The sequence below is a fragment of the Streptosporangium sp. NPDC000396 genome, from assembly GCF_042898655.1.
GTDB lineage: Bacteria > Actinomycetota > Actinomycetes > Streptosporangiales > Streptosporangiaceae > Streptosporangium.
This window is the reverse complement of sequence record NZ_JBIAZA010000009.1, coordinates 1-22,730: the sequence shown is the minus strand read 5'-3', so window position 1 is coordinate 22,730 and position 22,730 is coordinate 1. Positions and strand designations below refer to the sequence as shown.

Below are 22,730 nucleotides of genomic sequence, written 5' to 3'. Positions count from 1 at the left end.
CCGGGGTGCGGCCGGGGTGTGGTCGTCCTGCCGCCGGGCAGCGTCATGGGGGCGTCATGTGGCCGACAGGGGGGCCAGGCAGCTTTGGCGGCGCCAGTGGTCGAAGACGATGGTGGTGTTGGTGCGGCGCACCTGCGGGAGGGCCTCCAGGGGGGTGATCACGCGTTCCAGGAGCTGGTCGGTTGAGGTGGCGTAGACCTGGAGGAGGAAGTGGTGGTCGCCGCTGACCTGCATCACGGCCATGACGTGGTCGAGGGTGCGGCAGGTGGCCAGGAGGCGGCCGGTGGCCTGCTGGGACTGTTCGGCGAGTTCGACGGCGACCAGGACCTCCAGGTGGAGGCCGAGCGCGTGGCGGTCGACGTGGGTGTGGAAGCCGCGTATCACGTCGCGCTCGCGCAGGTTCTGCACGCGCAGCAGGCAGGTGGACGGGGGGATGTCCACCGCTTCGGACAGGGCCGCATTGGTCATTCTCGCGTTGCCGGCGAGGGTCGCCAGGATGCGTTTCTCGTGCTCGGACAGGCCGGTGGCGTCGTGGAGGATCTGCGGCTCAGGGGTCATGCGCCACTCTCCTTTTGAAGGAAGTTCAGGATTCTGCGGATTATGTGGTTTATCAGCAGGATTCTTGTCGGGATGTGGGTTGATCTGCAAGGTTTTGGAGGGAGCAGAGCAACCTGGAGGGGACATGCTTGAGGACTTCCGCAGGCATCTGGGGCCTGCGGGCCTGGCGGTGCGGCCGGATTTCACCGACCGATACGAGCTGGCGGCGGCCGACTGGCTGCGGCCGTGGGACTTCGGTCTCCCGCTGGAGGTGGGCATCATCGGCGCGGGACTGCGCGGTGGCTCGCTCACGCCGACGAGCTGCTACGCCGCACCCGACGCGTTCCGCGCCTCCCTGGCCGGGTTCTCCACCTACAGCCCCGACTTCGACGTGGACCTCGCCGAGATGGCCGCCGGGGACCTGGGCAATATCACGATGCCGGTGTTCGACCCGCTGGAGGGACTGCGGCGCATCGAGGAGTCGATGACGGCGCTGCACTCCCTGCCCGAGAACATGTTCCTGGTGCTGCTGGGCGGCGATCACGCGGTGACGGCCCCCTCGGCGCGGGCGTTCGCCCGGGCGCATCCGGGAGAGCGGTTCGGGCTGATTCACTTCGACGCGCACAACGACGTGCGGGTGATGGATCACGGCCCGACGAACGGCACACCGATCCGCCAGCTTCTGGAGTCGGGGCTGGGCTTCGAGGGGCGCAACCTGGTGCAGGTCGGCATTCACGGTTTCATGAACGCCAGCTACTACAAGCGGTGGGTGGAGGGCAGGGGCGGCACCATCTTCACCGGGCGCGAGGTGCGTAGGCGCGGTATCGACGAGATCATCGCCGCGGCGCTGGAGCTGGCCTGCGACGGGGTCGACGCCGTCTATGTCACCGTGGACGTCGATGTGCTGGAGTCGGCCTACGCGCCGGGCACGGGGGCCTCCACCGCGGAGGGCATCCATCCCATGGACCTGTATGAGGCCTTGTTCACGCTGGGGCGCCATTCGAAGGTCGGCGCGATCGACTTCGTCGAGCACGACCCGGCGCGGGACGTCGCCGCCGTCACCGGGCGGACGCTGACGTCGGCGGTGCTGACGTTCCTGTGCGGCTACTTCCTGCGGGTGCGGGGTTCTGGCGGCTGGCGCGGGTATGACCCCTCCCCGGTCACGGACTGAGCGGTGACCATGGGCGGACTGTATCCGGAGATCGAGCCGTACGAGCACGGCATGCTGGATGTAGGCGACGGCAACCTCGTCTACTGGGAGACCTGCGGGAACCCGGCGGGCAAGCCCGCGCTGTTCCTGCACGGCGGGCCCGGCGGCGGCTGCTCGCCGCGTCACCGCAGGCTGTTCGACCCCGACGGCTACCGGCTCGTTCTGTTCGACCAGCGCGGCTGCGGGCGCAGCACGCCCGGTGCCGCCGGGCCGGAGGCCGACCTGGCGGGCAACACCACCGCCCACCTGCTCGCCGACATCGAGCTCCTGCGTGAGCGGCTGGGCGTCGAGCGGTGGCTGGTGTGCGGCGGCTCCTGGGGCAGCACGCTCGCCCTCGCCTACGCCCAGCGTCACCCTGGGCGGGTCAGTGAGCTGGTCGTGGCGGGGGTGTTCACCGCGCGGCGCAGCGAGATGTACTGGTCCTACGGCGGTGGTTGCGGTTTCCTGTTCCCCGAGGCGTGGCATCGCTTTCGCGCCGCCGCGCCGCCGGGGACGGCCGACGGCGATCTCATCGAGGCCTACCACCGGTTGTTGTACGATCCCGACCCCGCCGTGCGTGAGCGGGCCGCCGCCGCGTGGTGCGCGTGGGAGGCCGGGACGCTCTCCTTGCGTCCCGATGCCGGGCTCGCCGACGAGTACGCCGACCCCGTTTTCGCGCTCGGGTTCGCCCGGATCGTCACCCACTACTTCCGTCACGCCGCCTGGCTGGAGGAGGGCGTGCTGCTGCGCGAGGCGGGCAGGCTCGCCGGCATCCCCGGGCGTATCGTGCAGGGCCGCTGGGACTTCCAGACTCCCCCGCTGGCCGCCTGGGAGCTTCATCGGGCATGGCCGCGGGCCGAGCTGGTGATGGTGGAGGAGGCGGGTCACAGTGCCGCCGAACCGGCCGTCGCGCAGGCGGTGATCGACGCCACCGACTTCTTCCGCTGATTCTGAGCTTCCCCGGCGGCGCCGGGCTCAGGTGAGGTCGAAGCGGGCCCTGGCCGAGCTCACCTCGGGGGCGTTGAGGTCCGCGCCCAGTGACTGGGCCAGTTCGGCGTACTTCCCGATCACCTGGGTGGCGCTCTGGCCGGTCAGCATGATCCCGGCGGTGGGCGCGACCGGCTCAATCGTGTCCTTCGACTTTTCCGGGACGTACCAGAGCGCGCCCTTCAGGTACATGCTGCTGACCAGGAGCTGGGGTTGCAGCCCGATGTACTGTTCCACACCGCCGGTGGCGTGTCGCCTGATCATTTCGCCCGTTTGGTGCAGGTGTTTGATGCATAATCACACTTATGTGTCGCTGTGAATTCTCCCCTTTCGCCGGGCGGAGGGTCTCATGACGAGTGATCGTGACCCCCTGGTGCTGATGCGCCTGCCGGAGGCCGCCGGGGAGTTCTTGTCCTCCCTGCGCACCAAGAAGCTCTCCCCCCACACCGTCTCCGGCTACGAGAGCGACGTGCGGATCGTCGCGGAGATCGCCGCGGGCCTGGCGGGCGTCCCGGTGGGCGATCTGGAGGTGCGCCACCTCAGCGGGCGCCTCATCCGGGGCGCGTTCGCCGAGTTCTCCGATCCGCGTTCGGCGGCGAGCGTCAATCGCGCCTGGAGCGCGTGGAACCAGTTCCTTACCTTCTGCGTCGCCGAAGGCCTGCTTGAGGGCAATCCGATGGCGGCGGTTCCCCGGCCGAAGCAGCCGGCCAAGGCGCCCAAGCCGCTGCTCGGCGACGGCAGCGCCTCGGCGACCCTGCTGGAGCGGATCGCCGCCGGCGCCCGCAAGGCCCGCGATCCGTGGGTCGAGCGCGATCTGGTCGTCCTGGCGCTGGCCTTGGTCACGGGGATGCGCTCGGCGGAGCTGCTGGGGGTGACACTGGGCTCGATCGGCGGATCCCCCGGCGAGCGGCGGATCCAGGTTCTCGGCAAGGGGGGCAAGACGCGTTCGCTGCCGATCGAGGCGCCGATCGAGCATCTCATCGAGCGCTACCTGGAAAGCCGGCTCGCCCGTTTCGGGCTTGAGGCGCTCCCCCGTTCGGCGGCGCTGCTGGTCGACACCGAAAACGAGCCGCTGCGGCGGGGCGGGCTGCAGTATCTGGTCCGCCAGTGCTACCGCTACGCCGGGATCCATGACCGGGTGCAGAAAGGAACGCTGGTGCACGCCCTGCGGCACGAGTTCGCCACCCGGCTGGCCGAGCGGGGGGCCTCGGCGCACGAGCTGATGGAGCTGCTCGGCCATTCCTCCATCGTCACCGGCCAGGCCTACGTGGCGTCCACGGCCCGTGAGCTGCGCCGGGCCGCGCAGGGCAACCCGGCGTACGGCGTGCTGGACCGGCTGCGGCCCGAAGACGACCCACCAGGCATACCGTGAGCGCGACCAGCCTGGGAGCAGCCGTACCGGGCACTGGACGCACAGCGCCGGCGGGAGACGAAAGAAGCTCGGCTACCCGTTCGTTCCCCAAGGCGGTGTGCGCCAGTGCCATGTCGCTCCACCCGCCTCCCTGAAGGCTCAGCCCGGGGGCGCGGGCCGTAGCTTCCTGACGAAACGCGAGGCGGCCCGGTGGCTCATCCCGGTTTCGCCGCGGACGAGGAAGACGGCCTGGTCGAACTGGTCCGCGGCTTTGAGCTCCAGGACGCGGCCGACGAGTTCGGGGCCGATGCCGCCGCCGACGAGGGTGTTGCGGGGGCGTTGCGTCATCCGTACGGCGAACACGATCAGGCCGATGATCGCTGCTGTGAGGAGCGCCGCCAGGAGCAGCATGACGATCGGATTCGACATGGGCCGAGCGTACCGCCGGGAGGGCGCGATGCGGCGGTGCCGGAGAAGGAGGTGTGTCGGAGAAGACGGGTGTCCTGCCGGTTCGGCGACGGCGGCCGGTGCTTCGCGGGGTGGCCTTCACTCCGGTTCGCGCAGCAGGAAAGCAGCAGGAAAAAGGTGCAGGCGTATCGGTCACGGCAGCCGCAATAACCCTTTGCGAAACTGTCAGGAGGCTCTGTTACGGTCCTGGCGTGTCGAAACAGCCCCTTATCCACGCGCGCGGTCTGGTCAAGCGCTTCGGTGACTTCACCGCGGTCAACGGCATCGATCTGGAGGTGGCACCGGGCGAGGCGTTCGGGTTCCTGGGGCCGAACGGCGCCGGGAAGTCCTCGACGATGCGCATGATCAGTTGCGTGTCCATGCCGACCTCCGGCGAGCTGCGCATCCTGGGCATGGACCCGGTGCGTGACGGGTCGAAGATCCGCGGCCGGCTGGGGGTGTGCCCGCAGCTGGACAACCTCGACCCGGACCTGACCGTGCGGGAGAACCTGACGACCTACGCCCGCTACTTCGGGCTGTCGAAGGCCGAGGCGCGGCGGCGGGCCGAAGAGCTGCTGGAGTTCGCGCAGCTGCAGGACAAGGCCGCCAGCCAGGTGGAGCCCCTGTCGGGCGGCATGAAGCGCCGGCTGACGATCGCGCGGGCCCTGGTCAACGAGCCGGATCTGGTGCTGCTGGACGAGCCGACGACCGGCCTGGACCCGCAGGCGCGCCACCTGCTGTGGGAGCGGCTGTTCCGGCTCAAGCAGCAGGGCACCACGCTGGTGCTGACGACGCACTACATGGACGAGGCCGAGCAGCTGTGCGACCGGCTGGTCGTGATGGACGGCGGGCGGATCGTCGCCGAGGGTTCGCCCCGGTCGCTGATCACGACCTACTCCACGCCCGAGGTGGTGGAGCTGCGCTTCGCCGACGAGGTCGACTACACCGGCAAGCTGGAGGGGATCGGGCGGGTCGATCCGCTGCCCGACCGGGTCCTGCTCTACGCCGACGACGGCGACGCGGCGGTGGCGGAGGTGCACCGGCGGGGCCTGACGCCCTCCAGCGTGCTGGTGCGCCGCTCCTCCCTGGAGGATGTGTTCCTCCAGCTGACCGGCCGGACGTTGGTGGACTGAGATGGCTCATCCGACGGTGGCGGTGCTCGAGCGGCACCTCATCCTGTACCGGCGGCTGTGGCGGGCCTCGGTGTTCTCCTCCTTCGTCCTGCCGGTGCTGTTCCTGATCAGCATCGGGATCGGGGTGGGCGGTTACGTCGGCCAGATCGGCGGGGTGGACTACCTGGCGTGGATCGTGCCGGGGGTGATGGCCTCCACGGCGTTCCAGATGGCGATCGGCGAGTCGACCTACTCGGTGATGGGAGACTTCAAGTGGGTGCGCTCGTATCACGCGATGCGCGCCACCCCGGTGGAGATCCGCGACATGGTCGCGGGCCGGTTGCTGTACATCCTGCTGCGGGTGGAGATCGCGGCGCTCGTGTTCCTGGGAATCACCGGGCTGTTCGGCGCCCTGCACTCCCCCTGGGCCGTGGTGACCCCGCTGATCGCGGCGCTCGTGGGGCTGTCGGCGGCGGCGCCGGTGACGGCGTTCTCGGCGAGCATCGAGCACGACAGCTACTTCGCCCTGCTGTTCCGGTTCGTGATGATCCCCTCGACGCTGTTCGCCGGGGTGTTCTTCCCGGTGGAGCAGCTGCCGTCCCTGGTGCGCCCGCTGGCCTACCTCTCGCCGCTGTGGCACGGGGTGGAGCTGAGCCGGTCGGCGACCTTGGGGGTGGCCGCCCCGTGGCCGGTGTGGGCGCACGTGGGCTACCTGCTGGTGTGCACCGCGGCCGGGCTGGTGTGGGCGGTCGCCGCCTTCCGTAAACGACTTCAGGACTAGGGTCATGGTTTCTGCGATGCTGACCGCCCGTATCTCCCCATGGCGGGTGGGCGCGGTGGTCAACCGTAATGTGGGGGCGCTGCGTTCCGGCCCGTCCTACTGGCTGGTCCTGGTGTCGGGGTTCTTCGAGCCGGTGCTGTACCTGCTGTCGATCGGCGTCGGTGTGGGGGCGCTGGTCGGGCAGCTGACGCTGCCGGGCGGCCGGGCGGTGGACTACGCCGCGTTCGTCGCCCCCGCGATGCTGGCGGTCTCGGCGATGTCGGGGGCGCTGGCGGAGACGACGTTCAACTTCTTCTTCAAGATGAAGTACGCCAAGACGTTCGACGCGATCCTGGCGACGCCCGTCCAGCCGTTCGAGGTCGCGCTGGGCGAGCTGACGTGGGCGATGGCGCGCAGTTCCCTGTACACGGGCGCGTTCCTGGTGGTGATGGTGGCGCTGGGCCTGGCCGGGCCGGGCTGGGCGCTGGCGGCGTTCCCGGCCACGCTGCTGGTGGCCCTGGCGTTCGGCGCCGTCGGGATGGCGATCAGCACGCTGATGCGGGGCTGGCAGGACTTCGACCTGCTGAGCACCGGCCAGTTCGCGCTGTTTTTGTTCTCGGGGACGTTCTCGCCGGTGCAGGACTACCCGCCGGTGATGGAGATCCTGGTGACGCTGACCCCGCTGTATCACGCGGTGGAACTGGTGCGCGGGCTGGTGCTCGGCGACCTGGGCTGGGGTCTGCTGGGCGACACGGCATACCTGCTGGTGATGACGGCCGCGGGGCTGACGTTCGCGGCGCGGCGCATCCGGCGGATGCTGTGCGTGTAAGGGGTCACGGCCGCGGATGACCGGCCGGACCCGGGCCTTTCCGGGACGCCGGCCGCGACGCAGGTCAGGCGGGGGCGGCCGGCCGCGGCACGGGTCACGGGTCAGGCGGGGGTGAAGGCGGTCGCGGAGATGACCGCGGTGACCGGGAGCGGCTGGTAGATGTGCGGGAAGGCCTCGGCCGAATCGCCGGGGACCTCCAGGCGGACGTCCAGACCGGCGGGGTCGATGGTCAGCAGCACGAGCGGGTCGGTGACGTCGCGGTAGAAGCGCTGGAAGACCCCGTGAAGCTGGGCGAGGTCGGCGCAGGCGTGGATGAAGCCCTCTTCTTCGAGCGTGCGCCCGAGGGTGGAGATGCGATACTGCCCGGCGGCCTGGGCGTGCTCCCAGTCGGCGGCCAGGGCCAGATGCAGGACGGTCATACGGCGTGTGCCTCCACGGCGGGGTCGACGTCGTCGCCGATGGTACGGGGTGGCGCCGCGGGTGAAACCGCGGGGGGTCTTCCCCGCCCGTAGGGCGCGTATCACGGCAGGGCTGGGAGGAGAGCCATCCGCGCCCGGTCGTCGGCGCCCGGAGGCCGGGCCGTACGGGCGCCGACGACCGGGCGCGGGACGTCCGCGGGATGCGCGTCCTGGACGGTCTCGCGCTGGGCGTAGACCGCGGGACGTCCGCGCGTGTGCAGGCCGGGTGCGGGCACGTCGCGGCCGTGGGACCGGCGGCCCGGGAGCGGGCTCAGCGTCGGGCGCGCCACTCCCGCTGCAGGATCGCGTAGACCAGCTCGTCGGTCCACTCGCCCTTGACCATCTCGTTTTCCACCAGGTGCGCCTCGCGCCGCATCCCCAGGCGCTCCAGCACCCGGGCCGATGCGGTGTTGCGGCCGTCCAGGCGGCCGGTGATCCGGTGCAGGTCCAGGCCGTCGAAGCCCAGCTCCAGCAGGGCCCTGGCCGTCTCACCGGCGTAGCCCCTGCCGTGGTGGTCGGGGTGGAAGACGTAGCCGATCTCCCCGCTGCGGTGCAGGCTGCTGTGCCAGAACAGCATGCCGTCGCCGATCAGCTCGCCGGTGTTGGCCAGCTCCACCGCCAGGCTCAGCGCCTGGCCCTCCTCCGCCAGCGCCGACTGGCCGATCTTGGTTTCCAGCACCTCCCTGACCTGCTCAAGGCTCCGGTGCTCCCAGTACAGGTAGCGAGCCACCTCGGGCAGCGACTGGATGGCGTGCAGGCCGTCCAGATCGTCGTGGGTGAACGGGCGCAGGGTCAGGCGTTCGGTACGGATCGGGTAGGACGGCTTCAGCATCCGGCCAGGCTAGGTCACTCCGAAGACGGCATGCCACGCATTATCGTCAGCGCGCGGGTGAGCAGGGCGTGACCCTCCTCGGCCGAGTCCGGGCGGCCCTCCACCAGGTGCTCCACCCACAGCCCGTTCAGCAGCACCGCGACGAGGCGGATGTCGGCCGGGGCCAGGGCGTGGCCGGCCGAGCGCAGCGCCTCGGCGATGACGGCGACGCAGCCGTCGGTCCAGGCCCGTGCCACCCGCTGCAGCGCGGGGTCACGGCCGGCCTGCAGATACAGCTCCCACAGGCCGATCTGACGCAGCCGGTCGTCGGCCGCCGCGCCCAGGAGCGTGCCGAGCGGGTCGGCGCCGCCGGCCACGGAGCCGACCGCATCACGCAGCACGGCCAGCTCCCCCTCCACCAGCAATGCGAACGCCTCGGCCAGGAGCTCCTCACGGGAGGTGAAGTAGTAGGTCGTGGCGGCCAGCGGAAGGGCGGCGCGCTGGGCGACCGCCCGGTGGGTGACGGCGACGAAACCGCCCTCCCGCAGTAGCTCCACCGCCGCAGCCAGCAGGGCCTCGCGCCGCCGGCGGCCCCGCTCCTGGGACGGCTGCCGCCCTGGCGGCTGCTCCTCCGGGGCGGGGCGGCCCGGGGCCGCGGGACCTCGTGCGGCGGCGTCCGGCACCGCCCGGCCTTCGCGCGGGCGGCTCAATGAGCACCGCCCGCCAGGTTGAGCACCGCCACTCCGCCGATGATGAGCGCGATGCCGCCGAGCTTGGCCAGGCTGAGCGTCTCGCCGAGGAACAGCACGCCGATCGCGGCGATGATCGCGGTGCCGGCGCCGGACCAGACGGCGTAGGCCGTACCGACCTCCATCTGCAGTTTCAGGGCCCGGGCGAGCAGGATGAACGCGATGGCGTAACCGACCGCGACCACCAGTGACCATCCCTTGTGCGTGAATCCCTCGCTCAGCTTCAGCGCCGTGGTCGCCACGACCTCGGCGATGATCGCTCCCGCCAGAACCAGCCACGCCATGACCCACCCCCAGAAAAACCGGTACGGTTGTACCAGTTTAGCGGGTGAGGCGTTCCAGCAGGAGGGGGTGGCCGGCCAGCGCGGTGGACATCGTGTTGGTGATCAGGGACGCGTGGGCGGCGCGGTCCACGTTCGGCCAGTCGATGGGGCCGTGCGGCGGCTGCGGGTCATACTCGATCATCAGCTGGACGGTGCGGGCCATCTGCTCCCCCGCCAGCCGCCCGGTCAGCAGCAGCGCCATGTCGATGCCCGCCGAGACCCCGGCCGCGGTGATGAACGGGCCGTCTTCGACGACGCGTTCACTGACCGGGACGGCGCCGAGCTTGGCCAGGAACTCCATGGCCGCCCAGTGGCTGGTGGCGCGGCGGCCCTCCAGCAGCCCGGCGGCGGCCAGCAGCAGCGACCCGGTGCACACCGAGCCGACCACCTCGGCGGTCGCGGCGGCGGTGCGCAGGCGCTCCAGCAGCCTCTCGTCGGCCATGGCGGCGAAGGTCGGCTCGCCGCCACCCGGGACGATCAGCGCGTACGGCTCGGGGACCTGGTCGAAGGTGTGGCTGGGGACCAGCCGCAGCGGGGTGTCGGTGCCCAGCGGCTCCGTGGTCTCGGCGACCACCACCGCCTGGTAGGTGGGGTCGAACATGGCGAGCACGGACATCACCTGAAGCGGGCCGACCATGTCCAGGGCGGTGATCCCCGGGTAGAGCACGAACGCGATGGTCTTCACGAATCTCTCCTTGGAAGCAGGGTGATCCCACCGTCGCCGGGAGGGGCGGGGCGGGCCAAGCGACCCGGCCAGGCATGTCCGGTTTCTTGGGAACCTTGTCTTTACGGACCGGTAGGGTCGAGGCGTGGAGGATCGCCTGTTCGTGATCGTCGCCTATGCCGACGCCGAACTGCTGGACATCGCCTGTGTCTCCGACACCCTGGAGGCGGCCAATCACGGGCGCGCCCGCCCGCCGTACCGGATCCGGCTGGCCACCATGGGCGGCAAGGCCGTCACCTGCCGTTCCGGGCTGGTCCTGCGCGGGCAGGAGACGCTGGAGCGGCTCAAGGGGCCCCTGGACACGCTGCTGATCGCGGGCGGGTACGGGCATGAGGCGGCCGCCGGTGACACCCGGCTGGTGGGGCACGTGCGGCGGCTGGCGCGCGAGAGCCGCAGGGTCGCCTCGGTGTGCACCGGGGCCAGCGTGCTGGCCGCCACCGGGCTCCTGGACGGGCGGCGCGTCACCACGCACTGGGCCTACGCCGACGCCCTCGCCGCGCGCTATCCGAAGGTGACGGTGGATCCGGCGCCGATCTACATCCGCGAGGGCCGGTTCTACACCGCGGCCGGGGTGACCAGCGCGATGGACCTGACGCTGGCGCTGGTCGACGACGACCACGGCGCCGAGCTGGCCCGGTGGGTCGCGCGCGGGCTGGTCACCTACCTGCAACGGCCCGGCGACCAGCGGCAGATGAGCATGTTCGTGGCCGCGCCGCCCCCCGAGCACGACCTGGTGCGCGACCTGGCCAGCTACGTCGGCGCCCACCTGGACGCCGACCTGTCGGCGGCGGCGCTGGCACGCCGGGCCGGGATCAGCGACCGCCACCTGACCCGGCTGTTCGCCGAGCACCTGGGCCAGAGCCCGGCCCGGTTCGTGCGCCACGCGCGCGCCGAGGCGGCGGCGCACCTGCTCACCTCGACCTCGCTGCCGGTCGCGGCGGTGGCGCGCCGGTGCGGTTTCGGCTCGGCCGAGACGCTGCGCCAGGCCTTCACCGGCCGGTACGGCGTGACGCCCGGCCGCTACCGCCAGGCCGCAGGGGCGGACCGCTGAACCACCGCCGGACGGTCACGGCGCGGTTCACGGTGTGGCTCACGGTGTGGCTCACGGTGTGGCTCACGGTGTGGCTCGCGCGCGGTGCCGGCGTACCGCGTCGCGGTTGGCGCACCGCTGGGAGCAGTAGCGTTGCCGCCCGGTGCGGGAGGTGTCGGCGAAGATCGTGGCGCATTCGGTCACGGCGCACCGCCGGAGCCGGTGCATGCCCCGCCCCACCAGGTGCAGCGCGGTACCGACGGAGATCAGCGAGAACAGCAGGGAGCCGAGCGGCTGCCGGTCGTCGCGGTAGTGCAGGTGCCAGCCGTCGCCGGCGTGGTCGGTCAGCCGCGGGTGGGCGGCGGCGGCCGCCAGCATCCGGTTGAGCAGCTCGGCACGCTCACGCTCGTCGGTGGCGTCGACGACCTTCTCCCACGCCTCCAGCGTGGCCCGGGTGTGGTCCAGGTCCTGAGGCGTGACCGGGCGCTCCAGCACCAGCCCGGCGGCGCGGCAGCGGTCGGCGAGCTCCTCGGCGCTCGCCGGACGCCGGTTGGCCAGGTCCGCGGCCAGGTTCACGGCATCCTCGCCGTAAGGGTTAAGGTGCATGAACCTATTACATCAGCCTGGCCGGCATGAGACAACGCACCGCACGCCGTACCGGGCGGCCCAGGCTCCGCCCGGGGAGCGGTGCGCTTCCACTTGCGGGCGCCGTCGAAAACGTGTTCCACTGATCGGCATGCGATGGGACGCGCCTGCCCTGCTCGCCGAGCCGCCCGAGACCCGGCCGCGGATCGAGCGCACCGCGGTGACCCGCGTCCACGGCACGCTGACCTGCTACGAGGTGCGGGCCCGCACCGCGCTGGAGCGCACCGCCGCCGGCTGGACCGTCAGCCCCTACCGGGGGTGCGCCCAGGCCTGCCGCTACTGCTCGGCCCGGCGCGGCCACCGCTACCTGGGACTGAACACCGGCACCGACTTCGACTCGCAGATCGTGGTGCGCACCGACATCGCACGGCGGCTCCGCGCCGAACTGGCGGCCCGGTGGGACGGCGAGCACATCACCGTGGGCGTGACCGGCGACTGCTACCAGGGGGCCGAAGACATCTACCGGCTGATGCCCGGGATCGTGGCCGCCCTGCGGGAGGCCGGGGCGCCCTTCACCGTGCACACCAAGAGCCCGCTGATCCTGCGCGACGCCCCCCTGCTGGCCGCCGCCCCCGGTGTGGGCGCGGTGGTCTCGATCGCGTTCGTCGACGACCAGATCCGCCGCACCGTGGAGCCCGGCGCGCCCAGCGCGCAAAAACGCCTGGAGCTGGTGGCCGAGCTCAATGAGCGCGGCGTGCCCTGCGGGGTGGCGATGGCGCCGATCCTGCCGCTGCTGACCGACTCCCCCGACCAGCTCGCCGCCACCGTGCGGCGCGTCGCCGACGCCGGTGCCGTCAGCATCACCCCGCACGTGCTGCGCCTGCCGCCCGGCGCCCGGGAGTGGTACCTGGCCTGGCTCGGCGAGCGCTACCCGGCGCTGGAGGCCCGGTACGGCGAGCTGTACGGCAAGGGCCCCGACGCCGACCCCACCTACGTGCAGCGCATCACCGGCCAGGTCCTGCAGCTGGCCGCCCGCTACGGCATGGGCCCGACCCGGCCCGAGCAACCCCTGCCGCTGGCGCTGCCGGCCCATCATCGCCAGCTCACCCTCCTGTAAGGCCGCCCAGGCAGGGCGGAGGTCACGCCGGGGAGCGCCGTCGAACGCGGGGCGTGAACGGCACTCACCCGGCAGAGCCGCGCGGGAAAACCATTCGACGGCACTTTCCGCGAACCCCTAGCGTTCGGCGCATGAGTGAGATCGAGCGGTTCATCACCGAAGGCTTCGTCAAGATCGAGGGCGCCTTCCCCCGGGAGATGTCCGACCGGGTCCGCGCGCTGCTGTGGAAGCAGATCGGGCTGAGCCCCGACGATCCGTCCGGGTGGACCCAGCCGGTGGTGTGGACCTACGACCAGACCGGCGACCCGGTGTTCGCGCAGGTGGTCAACACCGAGCGGCTGCACGGGGCCTACGACGCCCTGGTCGGGCCCGGCCGGTGGAGCAGGCCCTGGGCCGGCACGTTCCCCATCCGCTTTCCCCATCAGTCACCGGACAACGACCGCGGCTGGCACATCGACGGCAGCATCCAGCGCGACGACGGCACCTACGCCGTCAACCTGTGGTCGCAGAACCGGGCGCTGCTGATGCTGCCGCTGTTTTCCGACGTCGGCGAGGACGACGCGCCCACCCGCATCCGCGTCGGCTCCCACCTCGACGTCCCGGCGGTGCTCAAGCCCTTCGGGCAGGAGGGCGCGGAGTTCTTCGCCCTGGGGCCGCTGGTGGACCAGGCCAGCGCCGGACGCCCGGTGACGCACGCCACCGGGCAGGCGGGCGACGTCTACCTGTGCCATCCGTTCCTGGTGCACGCCGCCCAGGAGCACAACGGCACCCGGCCGCGCTTCATGTCCCAGCCCGCCCTGGCGTTGAACGAGCCCCTGGTGCTCCAGCGGCCCGACGGCGCCTACTCCGCCGTCGAGCAGGCCGTACGGCTCGGCCTGGGGCATTCCGCGTGACGACGTTTCCCCCCGGGGCGGTCGCGGACCCGGGGAGGCGGTCACGACGGCCAATGAGCGCGAAACGGTTCGCGGCTTCACCTCTGCCGTGACAGGTGCCGGTGGGACGCAACGCCGGTGAAAGGAACAGGGTGCGATGGGATCGATCGTCGTCTGCGGTGGCGGTGTGGTGGGCCTGTCGGCGGCCCTGCTGCTGGCGCGTGACGGGCACGCGGTGACCGTGCTCGAAGCCGATCCCGCCGGTCCGCCGCCCGGGGCCGCGCAGGCATGGGCCTCCTGGCAGCGCAAGGGTGTGGCCCAGTTCCGGCAGCCGCACAATCTGCTCCCGCGGTTCGGGCAGATCCTGAGCCGCGAACTACCGGAGATGATCGACCGGCTGCTGGCGGCCGGCTGCGTCTGGGGGGACGCGCTGGCACCCCTGCCGCCGGGGATCACGGATCGGGCACCGCGTCCCGGTGACGACCGCTTCCGGTTCATCACCGGCCGGCGCCCCGTCGTGGAGTCGGTGTTCGCCGCCGCCGCCGAGGAGGAGGCCGGTGTGACCGTACGCCGCGGGGTACGGGCCGCGGGGCTGCTCGCCGGGCCCTCCGCGGTGGCGGGCACACCCCATGTCGCCGGTGTGCGCACGACGGACGGGCAGCGGATCCACGCCGACCTCGTCGTGGACGCGATGGGCAAGCGGACGCCCAGCGCCGACTGGCTGGCCGAACTCGGTGCCGGCGAACCCCGGACCGAGGTGGAGGACGGGGGATTCGTCTACTACACCCGCTACTTCACCGGGCCCGAGCCGCCGGTGCGCAGGGCCGCGCCGTTCACCCCGATGGGCACCTTCTCCCTCCTGACGATCCCCGGTGACAACGGCACGTGGTCGGTCACGGTCGTCGCCTCCACCGGCGACGAACCGCTCAGGGCGCTGCGCGAGCCCGGCTGTTTCACGCGGGTCGTCCGCGCCTGCCCGGCGCATGCCCACTGGCTCGCCGGGACGCCCGTCACCGGGGTGCTGGCGATGGCGGGGGTCCTCGACCGCTACCGGCGGTTCGTCGTCGACGATCGCCCGGTGGTCACCGGCTTCGCCGCCGTGGGCGACGCGTGGGCGTGCACCAACCCCACGGCCGCGCGAGGGCTGAGCATCGGGCTCATCCACGCGCAGGTGCTGCGCGACGTCGTAGGCGCGCACCTGGACGAGCCGGCGCTGTTTCCCACCGTGTGGGATGAGCGCACCGAGCGGCTCCTCACCCCGTTCTACCGGGACCAGATCTCCGCCGACCGCGCGCGGATCGCCGAGATGGACGCGCTTCGCCAGGGCGTCCAGCCGCCGCCGCCGGACCCGGCGGCGGCCCGCTTCGAGGCGGCCGCTTTCCACGACGCCGACGTCTTCCGCGCGCTCGTCGAGACGGCGGCGTGCCTGGCCGTACCCCGGGATGTGCTCGCACGGCCGGATCTCCAGGCCAGGATCGACGCGCTGGGCTCATACGAGTCTTTTCGGGCTCCCGGGCCCGATCGCGGGCAACTGCTCCGCCTGCTCGCGGAGTGAACCACGTTTTCACAGGTCAGGCGCGTTCTGTGGTGCCATGAATCCTGCGGCGCCCCTGCCGGCCGGGCGTGGCCCGTCACCGGGGCGCCGGCGGACGGCTATGGCGGTCATCGAAAAACGCGATAACCCGTGGAGTGTTTGTTCATCTCCATGTCTTTACCAGATCATCTGGGGCGGAGATCCTCGCGCAGAAACCGGATACCCGGCGCGAGCGAGGAGGACGTTGATGCGCTTACGCATCGCCCTGACGATGATCGCCGTACTGATCCCCCTGACGGTGGCAGCCGCCGACCCCAACCCCGAGCCCACGGCCGAGCACAAGGTTCTGAACAGCCGCACGGAGGCCGCCGCCCCGGTGCCCGTCCCGGCCGTGCCCAACGGCATCAGCGCCGACAAGGTCCTGGTCATCGGCCTGGACGGCCTGCGCCACGACCGGATCGCCCCTGCCGACGCACCCAACCTCGACACGCTGATCGCCGGCGGTACGCTCGGCACCAGCCTCCTGTACACCAACCCGATGGCCGCGACCTCCAGCGGCCCGGGCTGGTCCACGATCGCCACCGGCGTCTGGCCTGACAAGCACAAGGTCAGGGACAACAGCTTCACCGGCAAGCGCTACGACCTCTACCCCGACTTCATGACCCGGATCGAGGGGATCAACCCGGCGTACTCGACCTACGCCGCCGTCGACTGGAAACCCCTGGGCGACCAGGGCACCTTCGGCGCGGGCATCGACGCGCGGGTCGTGCTCGACGGCGACAGCGCGGGCTATCCGGCCGAGGACGAGCGGATCACCCAGGTCTCCGAGCAGGTCCTGCGCGACCGCAACCCCGACGTCGCCTTCGTCTACCTGGGCCAGATCGACATCGCCGGGCACAGCAGCGGCGCCGGCAGCCAGGCCTACCTGAACGCCATCAAGAACAACGACGCCCAGATCGGCCGTCTCCTCGCCGCCGTCCGCGCCCGGCCGACCTACGCGAGCGAGCGGTGGACCGTCGTGGTCGCCACCGACCACGGCCACACCGACACCGGCGGGCACGGGGGCTCCACCATCGAGGAGCGCCGCACCTTCGTGCTGGCCAACGGCCCCGGCATCGCGGCGGGGGCCAGGCCCGGCGACACCCGCCTGGTCGACGTCGCCGCCACCGTCTTCGCCCGGCTCGGCCTGCCACGGCCGGCCGGCCTGGACGGCACGTCCGTCGCGGTCCGCGCGAGCGACCCGTTCGAGACCGTGAGCCTGTCGCCGCGCGTCCACGAGACCGGCATCCCGGCCCAGGTGCTCGGCTTCACCCACACCCCACCGGCCGGCTGGGCCGTCGACAACACCGGCCTGCCCTCCGGCGGCACGGAGGAGTGGCGCGGCTGGTCCTTCACCACCGACGAGTTCTGGTCGCGCGCCCAGCGTGACCAGTGGCGCGAGCTGTTCGTCCGTGGCCGTGGCGTCTTCGCCGTCGCCGACTCCGACGAGTGGGACGACCGCTCCCACGGCAGCGGAACCTACGCCTCCAGCCTGGTCTCGCCCGCCTACACCGTCGCCGGCCGTACCTCGGCCGTGATCGGCTACGCCACCCTTTACCGCCCGGAGGGCAACCAGAAAGCCCAGGTCCAGGTCTCCTTCGACGGCGGTGCCTTCACCACGGTGAAGTCCTACAGCGCCGAGGCGATCTCCGTGGTGGAGGCGCTGCCCGTCTCCGTGCCGGCCGGCGCCACCACGATGACCGTACGCTTCCGCTACTTCGACGCCGCCAACAACTGGTACTGGGCCGTCGACGACCTCCGCGTGTCGTGAGACGGCTGTGGGCCGTGCCGGGCTCGGCCCGGCACGGCCCACAGCGACGAGGAACGCGATCGCCGCTCAGGCGATCACTTGGTGACTTCTCCGCTCCCTTGAAGAGAGCGGCTTCTCGCTTCCCTCGGCTGAGGTGGGCGACGGCCGAGCCCTGACCGTTTCGAGCAAGAAAACCGTGACAGGGAAGCGATTCCCCTGCCGGGTGAACCCGGCAGTCTCCTCACTAGGCAAATCACTTGATGGCGCTGCCCTGCTTCCACTGCTTGAACGGCATCTGCCAGAAGCCCCAGCCGTTGTTCCACTCCAGCTTCCGGGTCGTTCCGGTGATGGTGATCACATCGCCGCGCTGGACCTGGTTGTAGAACCACTTGGCCTGGTCGGGGCGGGAGTTGACGCAGCCGTGGCTGACGTTCTGGCGGCCCTGGGCCCAGACGTTGTTCTTGGCGTGGACGTACTCGCCGCTGTTGGAGAAGCGCACCGCGTGGTTGATCATCACGTCGTAGTAGCCCGGGTCGCCCTTCTTGCGGCCGGGGGAGATCATCCGCTCGGGGTTGGACTTGCCCATCGTCAGGTGGACACCGCTGGTGGTGGTGTACTCCCGGGTGCTGGCGTTGCCCGCGCTGATCAGCATCGTCTGCACGACCTTGCCGTCCCGCTTGACGATCATCTTGTGCTTGCGGGTGTCGACGGTGGAGATCTGGGCCGCGCCGATCTGGATGATCTTGGTGAAGTCCTCCACCCCGTACATGTCCCTGCCGCCCTGCACGCCGTTGATGCGGGCGGTGAAGGTCACCTTCTGGTGAGGCTTCCAGAACTTGGCGGTCCGGTAGATCACGGTCGTGTCGTTGATCCACCGCCACGCCCCCTGGGTGGGCTTTTCCGCCTCGACCTCCAGGGCCCGCTCCACCGAGGCCTTCTCGGTGACCGGCTGGTTGAAGGTGACGATGATCGGCGCCCCCACGCCGACCTTCTCCCCCTTGACCGCCGGGGTCACATCGGCCACCGCCAGCTCGACCTTCGGCTTGAGCGTCTTGAACGAGCTGCTGGCGGTCGTGCCGCCCACCGCGCGCGCCGAAACGGTGTAGGCGCTGGAAGGCTTCAGCGGAGCCTTGGACACCCACTTGGTCCGGCTCGCGTCGAAGGTCCCCTCCAGCGGCTTGCCGCCGCTTTCCACGACGACCTGCTCAAGTTCCCCGTTGGCCGCGGTGACGACGACTTTCTTGTCAGGGCGCACGGACGCGCTGCCCTCGGCGGGGCTGATCTTGATCACCGGCGCGGCCGGCGTCGTCTCAGCGCCGGCCTTTCCTCCCTCGGCGCCGGGCGCCGTCCCGGCCGATCCGGCCGATCCGCCGGAGCAGGAGGTGACCAGCACGGCGGCGGCCGCCACGGCCAGCCCGGCCATCGGCGTCCTCAAGCCTCGACGTTCCACGTTTGACACAACCTTCTCCCCCACAGCAGCAAAGCGCGTCTAAAGACCTTAATAGGTGATGCGTCAGAAGTGCACCTGGTTCATGCGGTTTCAGTCACGTTTCGGTCACTTCTTGGAGTCAATAAAACGCCAACTGTGAGTAAAGAAATCCATGTGGCCGCCCCGACAGGCTCCCCAGTCGGCCCAGATGGGCCGCCCTCATGGTGACGGCGGCCCGCCTCGCGGATGGGCGGCCTGACGACGCTCACGTCGCGAGGGCCACCATCGGGCCGGGCGAGTCAGGCGAAGGCCGCCAGTTCCTGGGCGTCGTGGGCGCTGAAGACGCGGACGCCGGGCGGCAGCTCGCTCAGCCGCCGCACGTTGGCCAGTCGCGAGCGGTGGTCGGTGGCGACGGACCATTGCGCCAGCCGAAGGTGCGGGGGGCATTGCGGCGGGCTGGCCAGCTCTCCTCGCGCATAGTAGGCGTCACCGGCGTGCAGTAGCCAGCCGTCGCCGTCACGGACCGCCACTCCGGAATGGCCCCGGCTGTGCCCCGCCAGCGGCACCAGCGCCACGCCGTCGACCCCGTCCAGCGGGCGGGCCTCCAATCCGAGCCACGGCTCGCCCGCCTCGCCGTACGTCACCCAGGACGGGCCGTGCTCCCACTGGACGGTCCGGTAACGGCGCCGCTCACCCGCCGTCTGCGGGCGCAGCGCCACCTCCAGCTCGGCGGCGTGCAGGTGCACTCGCGCCCGCGGGAAGTACCGCAGCGCGCCCGCGTGGTCGACGTCCAGGTGGGTGAGGACGATGTCGCGTACGTCATCGAGGTCGTAGCCGAGGACGCGCAGCCGGGCGGGCATGGTCTCTGACACATCCAGCGCCGCCCCGGTCATCATCGTGAACCCGAGGAAAGCACCGACGCCGATCCCGGTGTCGACCAGGGTGAGACCGCTGCCGGTCTGCACGATCAGGCAGTGGCAGACCATCTCCGGCCCACCGAGCGGACGCATGGTTCCACAGTTAACGTGATGTACAGTCACACGCCGATTATGTGTTGATCTAACGCGATGTGACGGAGATTCACGACACCTACCCGTACGGCAGTGCCTCCGTGACGAAACGATCAGCTTGAGCGGTGCGGTGAGCAGGCGGGGCGTGGCCGGTAGCCGGGAAGCCGGTGGGGGGTGGGAGGCGGCCACAGGACGTCCCGGCAAGTGCGTCGGCAGACGGTACAGCGGCATGACCGGCCCGCTCCGTGCGCCCAACGCACACGGACAGGACGACTCCCCCGCCAAAGGAATCGCCGTCAAGTGGCTACGCAGTGCCACCGGCATCGAAGCGATGATCGCCCGAGCCGGTCTTGGTGATAAGACCCGCGAATCACGACCGGGGAGCCTCGCTCCACCCAGCTCCGGCCGTGCCGCCCGGCTCCCCGCCGACGCGCCCCGGCGTCCTGTCCACCGCGCGCCTACCTGCCGTCTCCGGCCCACCGCGCCGCCCGTCCTCTGGGGCGCGGGGAGGAGAGCCGGGTCTCGGACGGCCACGCGCCCGCGGCGGCGCGCGACCATGCCGGCGCCCGCGGCGAAGGCGGTGCGCATCGGCCTGGAGGACGGCGCCTGATGGTGACGGCGTTGTTCCCGCGTGTCCCGCCGGCCGGGCCGGCCCACTGGGGTGACTGACGCGACGGCCGTCCGGCGTCGGAGTCCTGGCCGGTCAGGGCAGCGTGATCCCGCTGATGATCCTGTCGAGCTCGCCGACCAGCGGCTGGCCGGCCATCACGGTGACGATGACTCCCTTGCGCTCGACCCAGCCGACATACCGCCCGGCGCCGAGGGCGCCGTCGCCGACCTTGGTAAGCACCTCGCGTCCGCCGATCTTCGCGGCCTCCACGTTGCCCGTGAAGGTCCCCAGGGAGATCGGGACCTTCTTCAGGTCCGTGAGCCTCCGCGCGCCGGGCCAGCAGACCACCCGAACCCACAGGAAACGGTGCTTGCGGTCGATTTCGCTCCGGTCGTCGGCCCACTGGTAGCCGTATTCGGTGGTGCCGTCCCGCTTCTCGGCGACGACCTGGCCGTCGATGAACCCTTTGGGGATGTGATCGACGCGAACCCCTTCGATGGCGGTGGCGCCCCTGGGCGGCTTGTCGGTCTCGGAGTTGTAGGAGCGCTTGATCTCGGCCTTGCTCGGAGCGGGGCAGGCGGGCCGGTTCATGGTCGTCGCCGCATTTGCCGCTGGCACGTACAGCGTCGCGGCCGATACCAGAGTCAGGGCGGCCAGGGTCAGAGTCTTCTTCGTGGCTGTCACATAAGGGTTTGATGTCACGGAAGGGGTGAAGGTTCGATCTTGTGCGCGCAAGCGGACGACGACGTCCACACGCTCGCCCGTAGGAACTGGTCGCATCCGGTTGTAGCCGTCGGCAGCCGGGAGCCGGCCGTTGCGAGCCTGGAAGCATCTGGCGAAGAGCCTGGTGAGCTCAGCCGGATCCGCAGTGGCCAGCGACTCGGGAACTCGCCAATGGTGCTGCGCTGCCCAGACCAGGACGACGGCGCTCAGCCGATAGCCCGTGACGCCGACGTGAGCGCCGTCGCGATACCGCCAGTGGGCCATCCAGGCGAGCTCGACCCGAAGGTGCTCGGGGACTCCGGTCATGTTGAGTCCGCGGTGACGGCCGGAGTCGCTTATTCGCATGTCCAGGGCCTCGCCCAGCCGCATCCCGGTCTCCGCCGGCAGGGCGAACAGACGATGACAGGGCGTGGTCATCGGCGCTCGTTGAAGACATAGATGAGAGCGGCTGAGCTACCGGGGATGACTTCAGGAGGGGAGGATGCCAAGCCGAAGCAGAGCAGCCGAAGGGGTGCGGCGTCCGGCACCGGGATTCGGCGCCGACCGGAGCGGATTTTCTGGGATGCTGGGGCGGAAAGTCGCACCCCTATATACGTATATACGCCGGGACTGGTGTTTGAATCCCGGTGGAGAGGATCATCATCGTGCCCCTCCCTTTCCCCTACGCCGATGACGTCGAGCGGGAGCACGCCGAGCGGCTCGCCGTGGCGCGCCAGCAGCTCGCCCATGAAGGCGCACTTCATCCGGCGTGGGAGGAGTTGACCGAGGAGGAACGCGAGGGGGCCACGGTGGAGGCGGTCTGGTATCTGCGGGCTGGGCGCCGGGCCGGGCTGTACGACGCCGAGGCGTCCCCGCCAGTCACCGCCATGGTCCGCGATACCAACGGGCAGCCGATTCCCCGCGACGAATACGAGACTTTCCTGCGGACCTGGATCGAGAAGAACGGAACCGGGGACCGGCTTGCGCTGCTGGACAGTGCGGAGACGTTCGTCGTGGCTGCGCTGCTGGACGAGCTGTGTGGCATCTACCCCAAAGAACGGCTCGGGCAGCTCGCTCGGGAGGTGGTTACGGAGCTGAACGACCGGCGTGGCGTCTGACAGGTCTGTCGAGAGCGCCGCAGCGGCGGTAGCGATGATCCTCGATCACCGTGACGGACATGCCCCGTCGCTGCTGGAGCCGGCTCGCGGCTGCGCTTCCTACGGCGGCTATGTCGAAGACGGCCAAGGGGCGATCAAGGGCCTGCACACCGAGGTGTTCGAGGCGTTCTTCGGCGGCCGCGGCATCGCCCTGACCGTGCGATAGTCCCATCAACGCGAGTCCCGTCAACGCGACCCTCACCGTCCGGCAACCCACCATCAGATGCTGCCCGGCCGGACAGCTGGCCGAGGCCGCGTTCGACCGTGACCAGTGCCATATCAGGGAACGTTCGCCCTGTGGTTCGTCACGCTCTGAGCGCCGCCGTACGGACCCCGCCGTTAGAGTGATGCGGTGTGACGTCTGACTCCAGCGGACTGGTCGATCCCGCCTCCTTGCCCAAGGCCGAGTTCGCCTTCCCCGGTCCGCTGCGCGATGCGCTTGTCGCAGCGATCCTTGACGGCCGCAAGATTGCTACGACTGGTCTGACCGCTGGGTACGAGCATGAGGGCGAGCCGCTGCCTAAGTGCCCGTGTGCAGGCTGATCCCTGAGCCCGCTGCATGAGGCGGCAAATGGGCAAAATGGTGACGTAGCACGGATCTTCAGCGACATAGAGCGA

At 70.7% G+C, this 22,730-nt stretch carries 26 protein-coding genes; 13 read left to right on the top strand and 13 right to left on the bottom strand.

Going from position 1 to position 22,730, the window contains the following annotated elements; all coding sequences use genetic code 11:
• Positions 1 to 54 precede the first annotated feature (54 nt).
• Positions 55 to 558: an Lrp/AsnC family transcriptional regulator gene (locus ACFY2X_RS16110; protein ID WP_389938630.1), complete on the bottom strand. Its 504-nt coding sequence runs from the start codon at positions 556 to 558 to the stop codon at positions 55 to 57.
• A gap of 124 nt (positions 559 to 682) precedes the next feature.
• Here ACFY2X_RS16110 and ACFY2X_RS16105 point away from each other — a divergent pair, with 124 nt between their 5' ends.
• Together ACFY2X_RS16105 and pip are read left to right on the top strand one after the other, a co-directional pair.
• Positions 683 to 1,708 (top strand): agmatinase family protein, encoded by a 1,026-nt coding sequence (locus ACFY2X_RS16105; protein WP_389938627.1) that lies wholly within the window; start codon positions 683 to 685, stop codon positions 1,706 to 1,708.
• 9 nt (positions 1,709 to 1,717) lie between these two features.
• A complete protein-coding gene (gene pip, locus ACFY2X_RS16100; protein ID WP_389939212.1) occupies positions 1,718 to 2,674 on the top strand; it encodes a prolyl aminopeptidase in 957 nt (318 codons plus the stop codon).
• 27 nt (positions 2,675 to 2,701) lie between these two features.
• On the opposite strand, the gene ACFY2X_RS16095 is transcribed toward pip, so the two are convergent.
• Positions 2,702 to 2,977: a hypothetical protein gene (locus ACFY2X_RS16095; RefSeq protein WP_389938624.1), complete on the bottom strand. Its 276-nt coding sequence runs from the start codon at positions 2,975 to 2,977 to the stop codon at positions 2,702 to 2,704.
• 85 nt (positions 2,978 to 3,062) lie between these two features.
• Between ACFY2X_RS16095 and ACFY2X_RS16090 the strand changes: the two genes are divergently transcribed.
• The gene (locus ACFY2X_RS16090) at positions 3,063 to 4,085 is read left to right on the top strand and encodes a tyrosine-type recombinase/integrase (RefSeq protein ID WP_389938621.1); all 1,023 of its coding nucleotides are present in this window, start codon (positions 3,063 to 3,065) and stop codon (positions 4,083 to 4,085) included.
• Between the two features lie 138 nt (positions 4,086 to 4,223).
• Here ACFY2X_RS16090 and ACFY2X_RS16085 read toward each other — a convergent pair whose 3' ends face one another.
• A complete protein-coding gene (locus ACFY2X_RS16085) occupies positions 4,224 to 4,493 on the bottom strand; it encodes a hypothetical protein (protein ID WP_389938618.1) in 270 nt (89 codons plus the stop codon).
• A gap of 230 nt (positions 4,494 to 4,723) precedes the next feature.
• Here ACFY2X_RS16085 and ACFY2X_RS16080 point away from each other — a divergent pair, with 230 nt between their 5' ends.
• Genes ACFY2X_RS16080 through ACFY2X_RS16070 form a run of 3 tightly spaced genes read left to right on the top strand, consistent with a single transcriptional unit; the run spans position 4,724 to position 7,212 of the window.
• Positions 4,724 to 5,644 (top strand): ABC transporter ATP-binding protein, encoded by a 921-nt coding sequence (locus tag ACFY2X_RS16080; protein WP_389938615.1) that lies wholly within the window; start codon positions 4,724 to 4,726, stop codon positions 5,642 to 5,644.
• A gap of 1 nt (position 5,645) precedes the next feature.
• On the top strand, positions 5,646 to 6,404 hold the full coding sequence (locus ACFY2X_RS16075) for an ABC transporter permease (RefSeq protein WP_389938612.1): 759 nt from the start codon (positions 5,646 to 5,648) through the stop codon (positions 6,402 to 6,404).
• A 16-nt stretch (positions 6,405 to 6,420) separates the two neighbouring features.
• Positions 6,421 to 7,212: an ABC transporter permease gene (locus tag ACFY2X_RS16070; protein WP_389938609.1), complete on the top strand. Its 792-nt coding sequence runs from the start codon at positions 6,421 to 6,423 to the stop codon at positions 7,210 to 7,212.
• A 101-nt stretch (positions 7,213 to 7,313) separates the two neighbouring features.
• Here ACFY2X_RS16070 and ACFY2X_RS16065 read toward each other — a convergent pair whose 3' ends face one another.
• The 6 genes from ACFY2X_RS16065 to ACFY2X_RS16040 all read right to left on the bottom strand — a co-directional run bounded on the left by ACFY2X_RS16065 (position 7,314) and on the right by ACFY2X_RS16040 (position 10,238).
• Positions 7,314 to 7,631 (bottom strand): DUF952 domain-containing protein, encoded by a 318-nt coding sequence (locus ACFY2X_RS16065; protein ID WP_389938606.1) that lies wholly within the window; start codon positions 7,629 to 7,631, stop codon positions 7,314 to 7,316.
• A gap of 101 nt (positions 7,632 to 7,732) precedes the next feature.
• Positions 7,733 to 7,906, bottom strand: coding sequence for a hypothetical protein (locus ACFY2X_RS16060; protein WP_389938603.1), 174 nt, complete (start codon positions 7,904 to 7,906; stop codon positions 7,733 to 7,735).
• A 35-nt stretch (positions 7,907 to 7,941) separates the two neighbouring features.
• Entirely contained in the window at positions 7,942 to 8,502 is a 561-nt protein-coding gene (locus tag ACFY2X_RS16055; protein ID WP_389938600.1) for a GNAT family N-acetyltransferase, read from the bottom strand.
• A gap of 14 nt (positions 8,503 to 8,516) precedes the next feature.
• Entirely contained in the window at positions 8,517 to 9,191 is a 675-nt protein-coding gene (locus ACFY2X_RS16050) for a TetR/AcrR family transcriptional regulator (RefSeq protein WP_389938597.1), read from the bottom strand.
• Positions 9,188 to 9,514: a DMT family transporter gene (locus tag ACFY2X_RS16045; protein WP_389938594.1), complete on the bottom strand. Its 327-nt coding sequence runs from the start codon at positions 9,512 to 9,514 to the stop codon at positions 9,188 to 9,190. The genes ACFY2X_RS16050 and ACFY2X_RS16045 overlap by 4 nt, the downstream gene beginning before the upstream one ends.
• A gap of 37 nt (positions 9,515 to 9,551) precedes the next feature.
• Entirely contained in the window at positions 9,552 to 10,238 is a 687-nt protein-coding gene (locus ACFY2X_RS16040) for a DJ-1/PfpI family protein (RefSeq protein ID WP_389938591.1), read from the bottom strand.
• Between the two features lie 124 nt (positions 10,239 to 10,362).
• Between ACFY2X_RS16040 and ACFY2X_RS16035 the strand changes: the two genes are divergently transcribed.
• Positions 10,363 to 11,328, top strand: a complete 966-nt coding sequence (locus ACFY2X_RS16035; RefSeq protein WP_389938589.1) for a GlxA family transcriptional regulator — start codon at positions 10,363 to 10,365, stop codon at positions 11,326 to 11,328.
• Between the two features lie 63 nt (positions 11,329 to 11,391).
• Here ACFY2X_RS16035 and ACFY2X_RS16030 read toward each other — a convergent pair whose 3' ends face one another.
• Positions 11,392 to 11,913 (bottom strand): CGNR zinc finger domain-containing protein, encoded by a 522-nt coding sequence (locus tag ACFY2X_RS16030; RefSeq protein ID WP_389938586.1) that lies wholly within the window; start codon positions 11,911 to 11,913, stop codon positions 11,392 to 11,394.
• 130 nt (positions 11,914 to 12,043) lie between these two features.
• Here ACFY2X_RS16030 and ACFY2X_RS16025 point away from each other — a divergent pair, with 130 nt between their 5' ends.
• The 4 genes from ACFY2X_RS16025 (at position 12,044) to ACFY2X_RS16010 (ending at position 17,225) form a co-directional block, all read left to right on the top strand.
• Complete coding sequence (locus ACFY2X_RS16025; protein ID WP_389938583.1) at positions 12,044 to 13,009, top strand: radical SAM protein; 966 nt, start codon at positions 12,044 to 12,046, stop codon at positions 13,007 to 13,009.
• A gap of 131 nt (positions 13,010 to 13,140) precedes the next feature.
• Complete coding sequence (locus ACFY2X_RS16020) at positions 13,141 to 13,902, top strand: phytanoyl-CoA dioxygenase family protein (protein ID WP_389938581.1); 762 nt, start codon at positions 13,141 to 13,143, stop codon at positions 13,900 to 13,902.
• 136 nt (positions 13,903 to 14,038) lie between these two features.
• Positions 14,039 to 15,436 (top strand): FAD-dependent oxidoreductase, encoded by a 1,398-nt coding sequence (locus tag ACFY2X_RS16015; RefSeq protein ID WP_389938578.1) that lies wholly within the window; start codon positions 14,039 to 14,041, stop codon positions 15,434 to 15,436.
• 226 nt (positions 15,437 to 15,662) lie between these two features.
• Complete coding sequence (locus tag ACFY2X_RS16010; RefSeq protein ID WP_389938576.1) at positions 15,663 to 17,225, top strand: alkaline phosphatase family protein; 1,563 nt, start codon at positions 15,663 to 15,665, stop codon at positions 17,223 to 17,225.
• 232 nt (positions 17,226 to 17,457) lie between these two features.
• Here the strand turns inward: ACFY2X_RS16010 and ACFY2X_RS16005 are convergent, their stop codons facing one another.
• The 3 genes from ACFY2X_RS16005 to ACFY2X_RS15995 form a co-directional block, all read right to left on the bottom strand.
• Positions 17,458 to 18,639: an Ig-like domain-containing protein gene (locus tag ACFY2X_RS16005; protein WP_389938573.1), complete on the bottom strand. Its 1,182-nt coding sequence runs from the start codon at positions 18,637 to 18,639 to the stop codon at positions 17,458 to 17,460.
• A gap of 293 nt (positions 18,640 to 18,932) precedes the next feature.
• Positions 18,933 to 19,643: an MBL fold metallo-hydrolase gene (locus tag ACFY2X_RS16000; RefSeq protein ID WP_389938570.1), complete on the bottom strand. Its 711-nt coding sequence runs from the start codon at positions 19,641 to 19,643 to the stop codon at positions 18,933 to 18,935.
• 703 nt (positions 19,644 to 20,346) lie between these two features.
• On the bottom strand, positions 20,347 to 21,393 hold the full coding sequence (locus ACFY2X_RS15995; protein WP_389938567.1) for a hypothetical protein: 1,047 nt from the start codon (positions 21,391 to 21,393) through the stop codon (positions 20,347 to 20,349).
• Positions 21,394 to 21,620: 227 nt separating this feature from the next.
• Here ACFY2X_RS15995 and ACFY2X_RS15990 point away from each other — a divergent pair, with 227 nt between their 5' ends.
• Together ACFY2X_RS15990 and ACFY2X_RS15985 are read left to right on the top strand one after the other, a co-directional pair.
• Positions 21,621 to 22,073, top strand: coding sequence for a hypothetical protein (locus tag ACFY2X_RS15990; RefSeq protein WP_389938564.1), 453 nt, complete (start codon positions 21,621 to 21,623; stop codon positions 22,071 to 22,073).
• Between the two features lie 34 nt (positions 22,074 to 22,107).
• Positions 22,108 to 22,278: a hypothetical protein gene (locus ACFY2X_RS15985; protein ID WP_389938561.1), complete on the top strand. Its 171-nt coding sequence runs from the start codon at positions 22,108 to 22,110 to the stop codon at positions 22,276 to 22,278.
• Positions 22,279 to 22,730 lie beyond the last annotated feature (452 nt).